This is a genomic window from Janthinobacterium sp. GW822-FHT07A03 (assembly GCF_058798815.1).
Genome location: NZ_JBXAKW010000001.1, coordinates 382,898 through 397,571 on the forward strand (window position 1 = coordinate 382,898; position 14,674 = coordinate 397,571).

At 63.8% G+C, this 14,674-nt stretch carries 7 protein-coding genes; 3 read left to right on the plus strand and 4 right to left on the minus strand.

The window, feature by feature from the left end:
* Positions 1-17: 17 nt before the first annotated feature.
* Both AC1RJW_RS01705 and AC1RJW_RS01710 read right to left on the minus strand, forming a co-directional pair.
* Entirely contained in the window at positions 18-1,472 is a 1,455-nt protein-coding gene (locus tag AC1RJW_RS01705) for a DUF3999 family protein (RefSeq protein WP_493042936.1), read from the minus strand.
* Positions 1,469-4,645 (minus strand): DUF2339 domain-containing protein, encoded by a 3,177-nt coding sequence (locus tag AC1RJW_RS01710; protein WP_493042937.1) that lies wholly within the window; start codon positions 4,643-4,645, stop codon positions 1,469-1,471. Before AC1RJW_RS01710 ends, AC1RJW_RS01705 begins: the two co-directional genes overlap by 4 nt.
* Before the next feature lie 246 nt (positions 4,646-4,891).
* On the opposite strand from AC1RJW_RS01710, the gene AC1RJW_RS01715 reads away from it, so the two are divergent.
* Positions 4,892-6,778, plus strand: coding sequence for an MFS transporter (locus AC1RJW_RS01715; RefSeq protein ID WP_493042939.1), 1,887 nt, complete (start codon positions 4,892-4,894; stop codon positions 6,776-6,778).
* 3 nt (positions 6,779-6,781) lie between these two features.
* On the opposite strand, the gene AC1RJW_RS01720 is transcribed toward AC1RJW_RS01715, so the two are convergent.
* Both AC1RJW_RS01720 and AC1RJW_RS01725 read right to left on the minus strand, forming a co-directional pair.
* Complete coding sequence (locus AC1RJW_RS01720) at positions 6,782-8,329, minus strand: hybrid sensor histidine kinase/response regulator (RefSeq protein ID WP_493042942.1); 1,548 nt, start codon at positions 8,327-8,329, stop codon at positions 6,782-6,784.
* 8 nt (positions 8,330-8,337) lie between these two features.
* Positions 8,338-9,849, minus strand: coding sequence for an ATPase domain-containing protein (locus tag AC1RJW_RS01725; RefSeq protein ID WP_493044197.1), 1,512 nt, complete (start codon positions 9,847-9,849; stop codon positions 8,338-8,340).
* A gap of 424 nt (positions 9,850-10,273) precedes the next feature.
* Between AC1RJW_RS01725 and AC1RJW_RS01730 the strand changes: the two genes are divergently transcribed.
* Positions 10,274-11,494, plus strand: coding sequence for an efflux RND transporter periplasmic adaptor subunit (locus tag AC1RJW_RS01730; protein ID WP_493042945.1), 1,221 nt, complete (start codon positions 10,274-10,276; stop codon positions 11,492-11,494).
* A 15-nt stretch (positions 11,495-11,509) separates the two neighbouring features.
* Entirely contained in the window at positions 11,510-14,674 is a 3,165-nt protein-coding gene (locus tag AC1RJW_RS01735; RefSeq protein ID WP_493042948.1) for an efflux RND transporter permease subunit, read from the plus strand.

Sequence of the window (14,674 nt, forward strand, 5' to 3'; positions counted from 1 at the left end):
GTACCGAGCTCAAGCGGCTAATGTTCCTGCTTGTCCGTACTGCCTTGTTCCTCTTTCATTTGCGTCAGCAGGCGCCAGGCGAAAAAGCCCAGTACGGCCACGCCCAGCAGCAGTGCCGCCCACAGTGCGGCCAGGCGCAAGCCTGCGCCGTCGGGCGTCTTCTCGATGGGGGCCTCGCTGGTCAGCGCCACTACCCTGGCCGCCGTGGCGACAGGCAGCGCCAGCAATTCCTCCTGTGTGAAGCCGGGCGCGACTTGCGACAGCGGCAGCGCTGCTGGCGTTGCGCCATTCCTGCCGAAGACCAGTTGATACGGCCCCTTGCCGCTGGCCAGGAACACCAGGCTTGCCGGTGTCCAGCCAAGGCGCAAGACGGAGTTGAGGTTCGGGTTCGTGCCGCTGTGATATTGCGGCCGCAGCACCCATTGCGCCGTTTGCACGACTGGCATGGCCAAGTCGCCGGAGGCACGTTCCTTGCCATCCATGTTGATACGATAGAACGTCGTGTTGAGCAATGGTTCGAAATCGGCGGCCTGCGTGGCGCGTGCTCGCGGGCCCAGATGCAGGCGCTGGCGCGGCGCCTCGCTTGCCGGATGATATATGCCCAGGGTGACGGGCATGGACGTGTTGCTTTCGGCCAGCTGCAAGCCGATGCTGTCGGCGGGAATGGCGATCGGCGTGGCATACAGGCGCTCATCGACGTCCTTGCCCGCCGTCCCTTTCAATGCGATGGTGGCGCGCGGCGAGGCAAGGGCCGTGACACTGACTTGCTGCGCGGCGATGCCGGCGAAAGTGATGGGATCACCGTACTGCCAGCTCAGCCGCGCATAACGGAAGGCACGCGGTGCGAATTCAATGCGGTCGTTGGCCAGGGTTTGCGTGTCGCTGTTGCGCAGCCAATTCAGGGTGGTGGTGGCGATGGCATCCCATTGCTTCAGGTCGTCGCTTACTTCCAGTAGTACTTGCGCATTGTAGTTATCGGTTCCTGGCGGCAAGGTAAAATGCAGGGCGCCGATACGGCTATCTTTGGCGGGCGGGCCCGCATCGAGGATCAGTCCTTGCAAGCCCGGCGTCGCGTCGGGCGTTCCGCCGCCACGCGCCGTGACGGACAGTAGGCGGCCGTCATTGCCGGTACGGATATCCACGTTGTCCAGTTCGTAGTAGCCGATATTTTTGCCGGTGACGGGAAAGATGCGCATGGCAAGCGTGTCGCGTTGCGTGCGCGATTGCGCGGGCGGGGCCGTCAGGGCGAAGGCCAGCGGCTTGCCGGTACTGTCGAAAAGGCGCACGTCGGCCAGGCTGGCCGAGCGCGCATGCAGGTACACGTCGGTGGGGACGCTTAAGCGGCTCAGGCCGGCACCGGGCTGCGGCGTCAACGCGATGCTCCAGCGATAGTCCTGCGGCCGGTCCTGGCCAGGCGCGGCCAGCGCGGCACCCGCCAGCAGCAGGCTGCAGCAGATCAATATGGGTTTCATGCGGCTCCCGGGTTTGGTTCGGCCGGCGCTGGCGCGGCAGCCTTGGGGAAAGGCGCCAGGTAGCCGATCAAGACCATCAGCAAGCCCACGCCCACGAAAGACACGATGCGTTCGATGCCGCCCACGTTCGACAGGTCGATCAGGAACAGTTTCACGACAACCAGTCCCAGCAGTACGGCGCCCATGCTCCATTGCTGGCGCCGTTGATGGCGGGCCGAATGGCGCATCAGCAGCAGGGCCGTGACGCTCCAGACCAGCGACAGCATCGCTTGCACGAACTGCGAGGCCATCATGGCGTCAAAGGTGTAGGGCACGCCGAGGTAGTGTGATACCGTGCGCAGCAGCATCAGGTTGAACCAGCCATACAGCAAGCACGCGGCCACGACGGGCAAGCGCGCTTGCCACAGGGATGGCAGCGGGATCTGGCCGGCCGGGAATAAACGGTAGCTGGCCATGGCCAGCAGCACGGCAAAGCCCGTGCTCAGGTCCAGCGGATTGAGCAACGGCAAGTAAGGCAGCGGCGCCATGGAACCGTCGTCAAAGAGGTTCCAGGCGGCGATCAGCAGCAGCGACCACAGCGCGCCCAACGGTATCAGGGTGCGCTGGTACCACGCGGCAATCGGCGCCACCGGCCAGGCGCCAGCGCGGCAGCGGCGGATCAGCCAGGCCAGTACCAGCATCATGGTCCAGGCCGGCAAGTAGCGGGCCCAGGCGGGGCTGACGCTGCCTTCGTGGCGCGCCAGCCAGGCGCCGACGTGCATGGCGCCCACGGGCCACAGCATCAGCCATGGCGCGGCCGTGCGCAGCGTATGCAGCAGACGCAGCGCGCGCACGTCGAGTGGCCAGCCCGCTTGCGGCCAGGCCCGCAGCAGGTATTCGCCGGCCGCCAGCGCGCAGGCCAGCGCCAGCCAGCTCAAGCCCGTCGGCAGGTAGTCGCGCACATACAGCGCCAGCAGCAGGTTGGCGCTCCACAGGCCCAGGCCGAGCCAGGCGGCCACGGTCAACCAGCGCAGTTGCGGCCAATCCAGGCGCCGCGCCAGGATGGCGAACACGGGCGTCGAGACGCACACGGCGATCAGGTACAGCGCCAGCCAGTGCTCGCCCGCGTGCGGCTGCATGGTCAGGTCGCCGTCGATCAGACGCAGCAGCCAGCTGACGAGCGGGATGAGGATGGCGGCAAACCACAGCAAGCCGCTCCAGACCAGCAGCGGGCGCGCTACCAGGGCCAGCAGCGCGTCGCCGCCGCGCGCGCGCAACGCCAGGAAACGGGCGCTGGCAAAGGCGGCGGCGCCCAGCAGCAGGGCGCTGAGGAAGGAACCGCCGAACAGGCTGGCAGGATGCTGGTCCCAGGCCCAGCTGGCGCGGCTGAGCATGACCATGCCGGCCAGTACCTGCACGGCCAGCAGCAGCGCGCGCGGCGCATGCCATTGTTCACGCCGCGCCAGCGCCGCCAGCAGGGCCGCCACTGCCAGCGCGCTGATCGTCAGCAGGTTCAGTTGCGTGGCGGCATCCGTTCGCAGCAGGATTTCGCTCCAGATGCCGCCCAGCAGCCAGGCCGTGGCGGCCGTCAGGAACAGCACGGACATGCTGCTCATGAACTCCGGATGCAAGGGGCTGCCATGGCGGCGAAAATTGTAGGCCATCACCAGCGCGGCGGCGGCCAGCAGCGCGCAGCCGAGCCAGATGTTGGCCTGCAGGGCCGATGCCGTATCGAGTACCTGCATGGCGAGGAGGAAGGAAATCCACGCGGCCCCCTGTACCAGCAGGCCGAAGGCCCAGGCCAGGGTCTGGCGCTGGCGCAAGCCGACCCAGACGATGCCCGCGCCTTCCAGCGCCCAGGCGGCCGACGTCCAGCGGCCGTCGAGGGCAAACGGGATGGCCAGCGTGCCGAAGACGATGCCCAGCGCGAGGAAGGCTTCGGCCAGCAGTTTGAAGCCATTCCTGCGCCACAGGGCCACGGCCAGCCCCGTGTAGGTCAAACCGGCGGCCAGGGCGGAAAACGCCAGGCCAAATTCAAAGTGCCGGACCAGGCCGTATTGCAGGCCCATGGCCGCCAGCGGCGTGCCGAACACGAGCGTGCCATCCACGTAATGCTTGAGGCGTGGCGCCTGGCGCGCGCAGTAGGCGATCGCGATGCCGATATAGAACAGCACGAACAGGATCAAAAACAGTTGCGTCGACAGGTAGTTGTCCGGGGTGTAGCGCAGCAGGCCCCAGGTGGTGGCGACGACGAAGGTGAAGCCAAAGCTCAGCACATTCAGCACGCGCCAGGCGCGTTTCAGGGCGATGGCGAAGACGCCCGCATTGAGCAGCGCGTAATAGCTGAACAGGCCGATATGGTTGCCGCTGCCCGTCGACACGAGCAGGGGCACGGCAAAGCCGCCGACGATGCCGAAGACGGCCAGCCAGACGGCGTTTTGCAGCACGGCCAGCAAACACGTGAACGCCGTCAGCACGAACAGCATGGCAAACGCCAGGCCCGCCGGGATCAGTTCATACAGGCGGAAGGCGCCGAATGTCACCAGCATCAATATCGCCAGCGCCGTGCCCTGCAGCGGCAGGCTGATGCCGGGGCGGCTGAGGCGGATGCGCCACGCCCAAGCCAGCAGGGCGATGTCGGCCAGCGCGATGCCGGCCAGGCGCAGTTCGATGGGCAGCGTGACCTGCGCCGACACATATTTGAGCAGGAAGCTGACGCCGAGGAAGAGGATTAGCAAGCCCAGCTTGGCGACCAGGTTGCCGGTAAACAACCAGTTCTTCGCCTTGGCAAACAGGCCATCCGGGCGCGCGATCCAGGACGGGGTGTTGGGAGCGGCGGGGACGGGTTTGGCGGGAGCCGGTGGGGGAGGCGGCGCAGGCATGGGCGGGGCTGGCGCTGGCACTGCCGGCGCGGCCTTTGCCAGTTCGACCGGCTCGATCATGGCCGCTTGCGGCACCGGCGTCGGCGCGGAAACAGGCACAGGCGCCGGCACAAAATTCTCTTCGGCGGGCGGGGCAACTGGCGCGTCGGCCTGGCCTTCCAGCGCTTGCAGGCGCTGCTGGATGCCGCTGACTTCCTTGCGCAGGCGCGCCGTCAGCAGCTCCAGATCGGCCACCTTTCTGCGGTATTGCAATGCCTGCACAAAGGCGGCAATCAGCAAGCCAAGAATGAACAGCGTGATCAATCCAAACATGGAGTAGCTTTCCTGAAAGGGCAGGGCGAAGGCGCCCAATGTATGCGCACATTACCTTATTATCAAGAAACAGGCGATTTCTGTTGTGTCAGGGCAAGTGCCGGGGACTGCGTCAGGAAGATGGGACCAGCATGGCGTGGCAGGCTGTTTCCCGTATTGACGCTAAGCAAGATGACGACATTCAGATTGTCGTGCGCAGGATAGTGCTGTATTTTAGCAATTCCTTAATTGCCGGTTCCCCATGCCATGAGTCAAAGCAGCCAGTTTTCCTTATTGTCGCAGCGCCGTTTCGGGCCCTTCTTCTGGACCCAGTTCTTTGGCGCCTTCAACGACAATCTGTTCAAGACGGCCTTGATGGTGATCCTCGCCTACGATGCGCTGAGCTGGACCACGCTCGACCCGTCCACCATCACCAACCTGATTCCCGGTCTGTTCATCTTGCCCTACGTCGTGTTCTCGGCCACGGCGGGCCAGCTGGCCGACAAGTTAGAAAAGGCGGGCCTGGCCCGCTTCGTCAAATGGATGGAGCTGGCCATCATGGCCGTGGCTGCCGCCGGTTGGATGACGCATACGCTGTGGCTGCTGGTGGCCGCGGTGGTGGGCATGGGCGTGCATTCGACCCTGTTCGGCCCCGTCAAGTATGCGTATCTGCCGCAGCAGCTGAAACCCGAGGAATTGGTCGGCGGCAATGGCCTGATCGAGATGGGCACCTTTGTCGGTATCTTATTGGGTGAAATCCTCGGCGCCGTCTTGATCGTGCACAAGCCGCTGGGCGTTGAACTGGTGGCGGGCGCGACGATCGCCGTTGCCGTCTTCGGCCTGATCGCCAGCTACCGCGTGCCGCGCACGCCCGCGCCGGAGCCGGACTTGAAGGTGAGTTTGAATTTTGTCGCCGAATCGTTCCGCAACCTGAATTTTTCGCGCAAGAACCGTCCCGTCTTCCTGGCCATGCTGGGCAACTCCTGGTTCTGGTTCTACGGCGCCCTGATCCTGGCACAGTTCCCCGTGTATTCGAAGGATTTCCTGCATGGCGACCACAGCGTGTTCGTGCTGCTGCTGACGGTGTTTTCCGTCGGCATCGGTACGGGTTCCTTGCTGTGCGAACGGCTGTCCGGCCACAAGATCGAAATCGGCCTGGTGCCGTTCGGCTCCATCGGCTTGTCGCTGTTCGGCATCGATCTGTATTTCGCCAGCAATGCGTATGCGAATACGCACATCGTCGATGCGCTGGCGTTTGTGGGCCAGGCGGGCGTGCCGCGCATTCTGATCGACATCGTCATGATCGGCGTCTTCGGCGGCTTCTTCATCGTGCCCCTGTTCGCCCTGATCCAGACGCGCTGCGACCCGAAACACATTTCGCGCACGATTGCCGGCATGAATATCCTGAACGCCCTGTTCATGGTGGCGGCCGCCGGCGTGGCCATCGTGCTGCTGGGACAAGGATTTACGATTCCGCAACTGTTCCTCGTCACGGCGATTCTGAACGCGCTGGTGGCCGCCTACATCTTCTCGCTGGTGCCGGAATTCCTCATGCGCTTCCTGGCGTGGATTTTGATCCAGACCGTGCACAGGGTCAAAGTCGTCGATGGCGAGCGCATCCCTGCGGAAGGGGCGGCCGTGCTGGTATGCAACCACGTCAGCTATGTGGACGCCATCGTCATCATGGCGGCCAGCCCCCGTCCCATCCGCTTCGTCATGGACCATCGCATTTTCAAGATGCCGCTGATGGGCTGGATTTTCCGCACGGCCAAGGCGATTCCCATCGCGCCGGCCAAGGAAGATCCTTTCCTGATGGAAAAGGCCTTCATTGATATTGCGCAAGCGCTGCACGAGGGCGAGCTGGTGTGCATTTTCCCCGAAGGCAAGTTGACGCGCACGGGCCAGATCAGCGAATTCAAGGGTGGTATCGCCAAGATCGTCGAGCGCAGCAAGGTGCCCGTGATTCCGCTGGCGCTGCGCGGCTTGTGGGGGCATCTGTTGAGCCATCGCAACGGCCATTTGTTCGAGCGCGCCTTCAAGGCGGGCTTGCGCTCGCGTCTGTCGCTGGCCGTGGGCATGCCCGTGGCGCCCGAGGCCGCCACGCCGGAGTTGCTGCAACAGAAGGTGCAGGAACTGCGCGGCAAGTGGAAATAGGCGCTATGGCGTTGGCGTAGCCGTCCCTGACCGCTGCGCCAGGTGGGCGCGCAGCAGGGCGGCGATGGCGTCGAAATCCACCGGTTTCGTCAGGTGATGGTCGAAACCGGCTTGTTCCGTGCGTGCGCGCGCCTCGCCCTGGCCCCAGCCCGTCAGGGCGATCATCAGCACGTCGCGCCCGTGCGCCCGCTGGCGGATCTGGCGCGCCGCTTCGTAGCCATCCATGTCCGGCATGCCCAGGTCCATCACCACCAGTTGCGGCCACGCCATCTCCACGGCTGCCAGCGCCTGCGCGCCGCCATACGCGACCTGGGCGGCATAGCCCTCGAGCTGGAACAGGCTTTGCAAGGAATCGGCCGCATCGCGGTTGTCGTCCACCACCAGCACTGGCACAGCTGCTTGGCCGCCGCCGGCGGGCGTGTCGCTTCCGGCGGCTGGCGCGGCCGGTGTGGCCGCTGCGCCGCTGGTGCTGGCCGGCAGGGTGACGATGAAGCGGCTGCCCAGCCCGGGGCCGTCGCTGCAGGCCTCGATGCTGCCGCCATGCATTTCGGCAAATTGGCGCGCCAGGCTCAGGCCGATGCCCAGGCCGCTGGTCATCTGGCCCGCCACCGTGCGTCCCTGTTCGAACATGGAAAAGATGCGCGCGATGGCGTCCGGGTCGATGCCGATGCCATTGTCTTCGACCATCACCTGCAGCTGGCCCTGTGCCAGGCGCGCCGTAATGTGGATGAGCCCGCCGTCCGGCGTGAACTTCACGGCATTCGAGACGATATTGGCAAAGATCTGCACCACCCTGGCATAGTCGGCGTGCAATGTCACGGCATGCGGCGGCATATCGAGGGTGATGCGGATGTGCCGGCTGCAGGCTGCAGGCTGGCACAGCTCGGTTACATGCTCAAGCACTTGTTGTAGCTCAAACTCCTTGCGCTGCAGCAGGACCTTGCCGCTGGTGATGCGCGCCACGTCGAGCAAGTCATCCACCAGCCGCGTCAGGTGCGTCACCTGGCGTTCGATCACGTCGCTCACCTTGCCGACCTGCTCCGATGCCGGAAACAGGTGCTTGAGCAGGGCCACCGACGACTTGATGGGCGCCAGCGGATTGCGCAGTTCATGCCCGAGGCTGGCAATGAATTCGTCCTTGCGCCGCTGCGTCTCGCGCACCTGGTACTGGCGCTGGCGCGCGCGCAGCATGGCGTGCGCCGAGGTGATCAGGGTCAGGATGTGCACGGGGCGTTCCAGCAGAGTCAGGTTGCCCAGGGCGGCGATGGCTTGCCGCACGGGCAGGGAATCGAGTCCCGCGTGCGTCAGCAGGATGATGGGCAAGTCGGACCAGTCCGGCTGCTGCCGGGCATAGGCGTCGAGCACGGAGTAGACGCCTGCATGCAGCGCCTCGTCGACCGTCAGCACGCCGCCCGCGCCCAGCGCCAGCTGCTCGGCCAGCTCGCCGGGCGAGCGGCAGGCGTGGCTGGCGATGGCGTTGCCGGCCAATACCGTGCCGGCCAGGGCGGCATCCTGGCCGGCAGGCGCGTAGATCAGGATACGTTGCTCCATGGCAACTCCTAAGGCAAAGGCGTGCCGCCGATGGTGGGCAAGCCCGACAGGATGCCGTGAAAGCCGGCCAGGGCCGGTCCGATGCGGATGCCCTGCGGGCTGATCTCGAAGCGACGGATGCTGCGCTCGTGCGCGCTGCCGCGTTTCTTGAAGACGGAAATGGCTTGCCGCACTTCGCCTTCCGTTTCGTAGTAGCGCAGCATGATGACGCTGTCGGCCAGGTAACTGGCGTCGGCCGCCGTCGTCATCGAGGTGCCCAGCATGTTTTGCTGCACCCCGACGAGCAGGGTGGTCACGCCGCGCTGGCTCAGGTAATTGAGCAGTTCATGCAGGTAGGTACTCTGGAAGCGTTCATCGGGCACGGCATGCATGTAGCCGTTCAGGCTATCGATGACGATCACCCTGGCGCCCCGTTCCGCCGCGTCGACCACGGCCTGGGCGAATTCGCCCGGTGTCAGCTCGGCCGGATCGATTTGCTGTGCGCTCAGCAGGCCCGTGTCGAGCGCCGCCTGCAGGTGCATGCCCACGCTGTCGGCCCGGTTCAGGAGTTTGCTGCGTGCTTCCTCGAACAGGAACATGGCGCACGGTTCGCCGCGCGTCGTGGCTGCGTGCACGAATTGCGCCGCCAGGGTGGACTTGCCGCTGCCGGCCGGGCCGGAAAGGAGCGTGCTCATGCCTTCTTCTAGGCCGCCGCCTGTCATGGCGTCAAGTTCGGGCACGCCGCTCGACAGGCGCCGATGGCCGCCATCCCGGCGCGTGTCGGCCGCCACCAGGCGGGGATAGACCACCAGGCCGTCACGGGCGATCCGGTAGTCGTGCGTGCCGCTGCGAAACGGCACGCCCCGGTATTTCACCACCCGCACGCGGCGCCGGTCATTGCCATAGTCCTGGTTTTGCAGCTCCAGCGAGATCACGCAATGGGCCACGCTACGCACTTGCAAGCCGTCGTCCAGCGCGGAACGGTCATCGATCAGCAGGGTGGTGCAGTGCCGGCTGGCCAGGTATTGTTTCAACGCCACGACCTGGCGCCGGTAGCGCAAGGGGTTTTCCGCCAGCAGTTGCAATTCGGACAGCGAATCGAGCACGAGGCGGGCCGGGCGGTGCTTTTCGATGGCGGCCAGGATGCGCTGGTTGGTCGAGGCCAGTTCGATTTCGGACGGGTGGAAGATGGTGTACTGGCGCTCGGGGTCGAGTATGTCGTCGTCGGGCGCCACTTCTTCGATGGCGATGCCGGCCAGGTCCCAGCCGTGCGACAGCGCCGCGCCGCGCAGCTCGATTTCGGATTCGGCCAGCGCGATATACAGCACGGGCGTGCCGTTGCGTGCCCCTTCGGCCAGAAACTGCAGCGCCAGGGTGGTCTTGCCTGTGCCTGGCACGCCTTCGACCAGGTACAGGCGCTCGGCCAGCAAGCCGCCCGTCAGTATGGTATCGAGGCCGGGGATGCCCGTCGACAGCAGTGGCGGCGCGTCCAGGCCGCCCGCGCCATCGTCTTGCGCCGTTCCTTGCGCCTGTGCTGTCATCATCGCGTCCTCGCTTCGCCACGCTGTGGTCAATATATTAGCGCGTCCGCCGCTGCATGTCTTTTCGATACCATTGGTAAATAATTACCTCGGCATGCTTGCGGGCAGGGCGGAGTGTTGCGTCCTTGTCGGCCAGTTCAGCAAAGAACTCTTGACCCTGCTAAAGTATTCACTCAATCCACCTTTTCCGCTTTGCCGTTTTAGCCACAGCTCGCCAGGTTCCTGCTCAACTGTGCTGGCGTGCCACCGCTGTTGCTGTCTTCATTTTATTGCCTCATTGATAAGTTAATTCGCTTGATAGTTACTATGTTTCAATTGTAACGATGCTTGACGATTTTAGAATGATCGTTCATTCTTTGATCTGCGTTAATAAATTTAGTCATTTCTAACGACACTAGCCAGCTTCTTTTTCAGAAAGTCCAAGATGCAACCAACCTTTTCCCTGACGTCGCCGCGTACGAGCGGCGCTATTGCCGTTCTGTGCGCCACTGTAATCATGGCCGGCTGCAGTAAAAAACAGGAAGCACCTCACGCGCAGCAAGCGCCACAGGTGGTCGTGTTTACTGTTAATCCGGCCGCGTTGCCGATGAGCGCCGAATTGCCCGGCCGCACGAATGCCTACCAGGTCGCCGATGTGCGCCCGCAAGTGGGCGGTTTGATCCAGAAGCGCCTGTTCGTCGAGGGTAGCGATGTGAAAGCGGGCACGGCCCTGTATCAGATCGACTCGGCCACCTACCAGGCCGCCTACAACTCGGCCAAGGCCGCGCTGTCGAAAGCCAAGGCCAACCTGCTGACGGCCGGTCCGAAAGCGTCGCGCTACAAGGAACTGGTGGCCATCGAAGGCGTCAGCCGCCAGGAATACGATGATGCCGTCGCCGCGTTCGAACAAGCGAAGGCAGACGTCGAGTCCGCCACCGCGGCGCTGGAATCGGCCAACATCAACCTGCGCTACAGCACCGTGACGGCGCCGATCAGCGGCCGCACCAGCCGCTCGACCGTGACGGCCGGCGCGCTGGTCACGGCGGGCCAGGCCGAAGCGCTGACCACCGTGCAGCAACTCGATCCGATCTATGTCGACGTAACCCAGTCGAGCACCGACCTGCTGCGCCTGAAACGCCAGATGGCCGACGGCTCGCTGAAGAAAGTGGGCGAAGGCCAGGCCAAGGTCGACCTGATCCTGCCGGATGGCAGCAAGTACGGCGCATCGGGCAAGCTGCAGTTTGCCGGCGTGACGGTCGATCCGACCACCGGCAATGTGATCTTGCGCGCGCTGTTCCCGAACCCGAAAGGCGAATTGCTGCCAGGCATGTACGTGCGCGCGCAGCTGGAAACGGGCGTGGATGAAAAAGCCATTACCGTGCCGCAAGTGGGCGTGACGCGCAACCAGAAGGGCCAGGCCACCGCCATGATCCTGAACAAGGAAAACAAGGTCGAGCAGCGCGTGCTGACCACCAGCGGCACCGTCGGCACCAACTGGCTGGTGACGTCCGGCCTGGCCGCAGGCGACCGCGTGATCGTGGAAGGCTTGCAAAAAATCAAGCCAGGCGCCCCAGCCGTTGCCGTGCCGGCCAAGGCCGAAGCTGCTCCTGCGCCTGCGCCCGCCGCTGCCGCTTCTGCCGCCGCATCGGCTGCCAGCGCCCACTAATTCAGGAGAATATTAATGGCCCGTTTTTTCATTGACCGCCCGATTTTTGCCTGGGTGGTCGCGATCGTCATCATGCTTGCCGGCGTGATTTCGATCCTCAGCCTGCCGATTGCGCAGTACCCGAGCATCGCTCCGCCGTCGATTTCGATCAGCGGCTCCTACCCTGGCGCCTCCGCCAAGACCGTGGAAGATGCCGTCACCCAGGTCATCGAACAAAAGATGAAGGGTATCGACGGCTTGCGCTACATGGCTTCGTCGAGCGATGCGACTGGCGGCATCAGCATCACGCTGACGTTTACCAGTGGCACCAATCCTGATATTGCTCAAGTGCAAGTGCAGAACAAGCTGCAACTGGCCACGCCACTGCTGCCGACGGCTGTCACGCAGCAAGGCCTGGTCGTGTCGAAAGCCACCAAGAACTTCCTGATGGTGTTCGGCTTCATTTCCGAAAACGGCAAGATGGACCAGACCGACTTGAGCGACTATGTGGCCGCCAACGTCGTCGATCCGCTGAGCCGTGTTGCCGGCGTGGGCGATGTGACCCTGTTCGGTTCGCAGTACGCCATGCGTATCTGGCTCGACCCGGCCAAGCTGCAAAGTTTCAATCTGACCCCGGCGGACGTGATCACGGCCGTGCAGGCGCAGAATGCGGAAGTGTCGGCCGGTGAACTGGGCGGCACGCCGTCCGTCAAGGGTCAGCAGCTGAACGCCACCGTATCGGCGCAAAGCCGCTTGCAAACGGTGGAGCAGTTCGGCGCCATCTTGCTGAAAACCACGACCAACGGTGCCATGGTGTACCTGAAGGACGTGGCCAGCATGGAACTGGGCCGCGAGAACTACAACACCGTGGCCCGCTACAACGGCCATGCGGCCACCGGCGTGGCGATCAAGCTGGCGACGGGCGCCAACGCGCTCGATACGGCCAATGCGGCGAAAGCCATGCTGGGCAACCTGAGCAAGCAATTCCCTGAAGGCATGAGCTACCAAGTGGCGTTCGACACCACCCCGTTCGTGAAACTGTCGATCGAGGAAGTGGTCAAGACCCTGGTCGAAGCGGTGATCCTGGTATTCCTGGTGATGTACCTGTTCCTGCAGAACTTCCGCGCCACCCTGATCCCGACCATGGCCGTGCCGGTCGTGCTGCTCGGTACTTTCGGTATCCTGAATGCGTTTGGCTATTCGATCAACACCTTGACCATGTTCGCCATGGTGCTGGCCATCGGTCTCTTGGTCGATGATGCGATCGTGGTGGTGGAAAACGTCGAGCGCGTGATGAGCGAAGAGGGCTTATCGCCGCTGGAAGCGACGCGCAAGTCCATGACGCAGATCACGGGCGCGCTGGTCGGTATCGCCATGGTGCTGTCGGCCGTGTTCGTGCCGATGGCCTTCTTCGGCGGCTCGACGGGCGTGATTTACCGCCAGTTCTCGATCACGATCGTCTCGTCGATGGTGCTGTCCGTCGTCGTCGCGCTGGTGTTTACGCCAGCCTTGTGCGCTACCCTGTTGAAACCGGTAGAGAAGGGCCATCACGCGACGAACAAGGGTTTCTTCGGCTGGTTCAACCGCAGTTTCGATAGCAGCAGCAACAAGTACCAGAGCATGGTTGGCGCCATGATCACGCACCGCGCCCGCTCGATGCTGCTGTACGTGCTGCTGCTGGCTGGCCTGGTGTTCATCTTCATGCGCCTGCCGACCTCGTTCTTGCCGGAAGAAGACCAGGGCATCCTGTTTACGCAGATTCAATTGCCGACGGGCGCCACGCAAGAGCGCACCCTGAAAGTGATCGAGCAGGTCGAAGACCACTTCATGAACAGCGAGAAGGATAACGTCGCTTCCGTGTTTGCCGTCGCCGGTTTCAGCTTCGGCGGTAACGGCCAGAATACGGGTATCGCCTTCGTGCGCCTGAAGGACTGGTCGCTGCGCAAGGACGTGGCGCAAAAAGCGCCGGCCGTAGCCGGCCGCGCCATGGGCAAGTTGTTGCAGATCAAGGATGCGATGGTGTTTACGTTTGCCCCGCCTGCCGTGCTGGAACTGGGTAACGCCACCGGTTTCGACATGCAGCTGCAGGATATCGGCGGTGTCGGCCATGACGCCCTGATGGCGGCGCGTAACCAGTTGCTGGGCATGGCGTCGCAGAATCCGGCCATGGTGGGCGTGCGCCCGAACGGCCAGGAAGATACGCCGCAGTACAAGATCGACATCGACCAGCAGAAAGCTACCGCGCTGGGCTTGCAGATCTCGGAAATCAACCGCGTGCTGAGCGTGGGCTGGGGTAGTTCATATGTGAACGACTTCCTCGACCGTGGCCGCGTGAAGAAAGTGTTCATGCAAGGTAATGCCGAATCGCGCATGCAGCCGGAAGACTTGAACAAGTGGTTCGTGCGCAACACCGCTGGCCAGATGGTGCCGTTCTCCGCCTTTGCCACCGGCAAGTGGATTTACGCGTCGCCACGCCTGGAACGCTACAACGGCTTGCCGTCGGTCGAGATCCTGGGTACGCCGGCGCCGGGGCAGAGCACGGGCGCCGCCATGAACGCGATGGAAGAGATGGTGGCGAAATTGCCGCCTGGCATCGGCTTCAGCTGGACCGGCGTCTCGCTGGAAGAGCGCGAATCCGGTTCGCAGACGCCGCAGCTGTACGCGCTGTCGCTGCTGATCGTCTTCCTGTGCCTGGCTGCGCTGTATGAAAGCTGGTCGATTCCATTCTCCGTGCTGCTGGTCGTGCCGCTGGGCGTGATCGGCGCCGTGCTGGGGACCTGGCTGTTCGGCCTGTCGAACGACGTGTACTTCCAGGTGGGCTTGCTCACGGTGGTGGGCCTGTCGGCGAAGAACGCGATTCTGATCGTGGAATTCGCCAAGGAAATGCAGGAATCGGGCATGTCGCTGCTGGACGCGACCTTGCATGCGGTGCGTCTGCGTCTGCGTCCGATTCTGATGACCTCGATTGCCTTCGGCCTGGGCGTGTTGCCACTGGCCATTTCCAGCGGCGCCGGTTCCGGCAGCCAGAACGCCATCGGTATCGGCGTGCTGGGCGGTATGTTGACGGCCACGTTCCTCGGTATCTTCTTCGTGCCGGTGTTCTTCGTGCTGGTGCGCGGCTTCTTCTCGAAGCCGGACGCGCCCGCCACGCCGGCGACGCCTGGTTCGCCAGCCGTCACGCTTTCCAAGGATGCACATTAA

What these genes read in the sequence shown, in the direction of transcription:
- AC1RJW_RS01715 (WP_493042939.1), top strand. Translation starts at nt 4,892, where the DNA reads ATGAGTCAAAGCAGCCAGTTTTCCTTATTGTCGCAGCGCCGTTTCGGG.
- AC1RJW_RS01725 (WP_493044197.1), bottom strand. Translation starts at nt 9,849, where the DNA reads ATGACAGCACAGGCGCAAGGAACGGCGCAAGACGATGGCGCGGGCGGC.
- AC1RJW_RS01735 (WP_493042948.1), top strand. Translation starts at nt 11,510, where the DNA reads ATGGCCCGTTTTTTCATTGACCGCCCGATTTTTGCCTGGGTGGTCGCG.
- AC1RJW_RS01710 (WP_493042937.1), bottom strand. Translation starts at nt 4,645, where the DNA reads ATGTTTGGATTGATCACGCTGTTCATTCTTGGCTTGCTGATTGCCGCC.
- AC1RJW_RS01720 (WP_493042942.1), bottom strand. Translation starts at nt 8,329, where the DNA reads ATGGAGCAACGTATCCTGATCTACGCGCCTGCCGGCCAGGATGCCGCC.
- AC1RJW_RS01730 (WP_493042945.1), top strand. Translation starts at nt 10,274, where the DNA reads ATGCAACCAACCTTTTCCCTGACGTCGCCGCGTACGAGCGGCGCTATT.
- AC1RJW_RS01705 (WP_493042936.1), bottom strand. Translation starts at nt 1,472, where the DNA reads ATGAAACCCATATTGATCTGCTGCAGCCTGCTGCTGGCGGGTGCCGCG.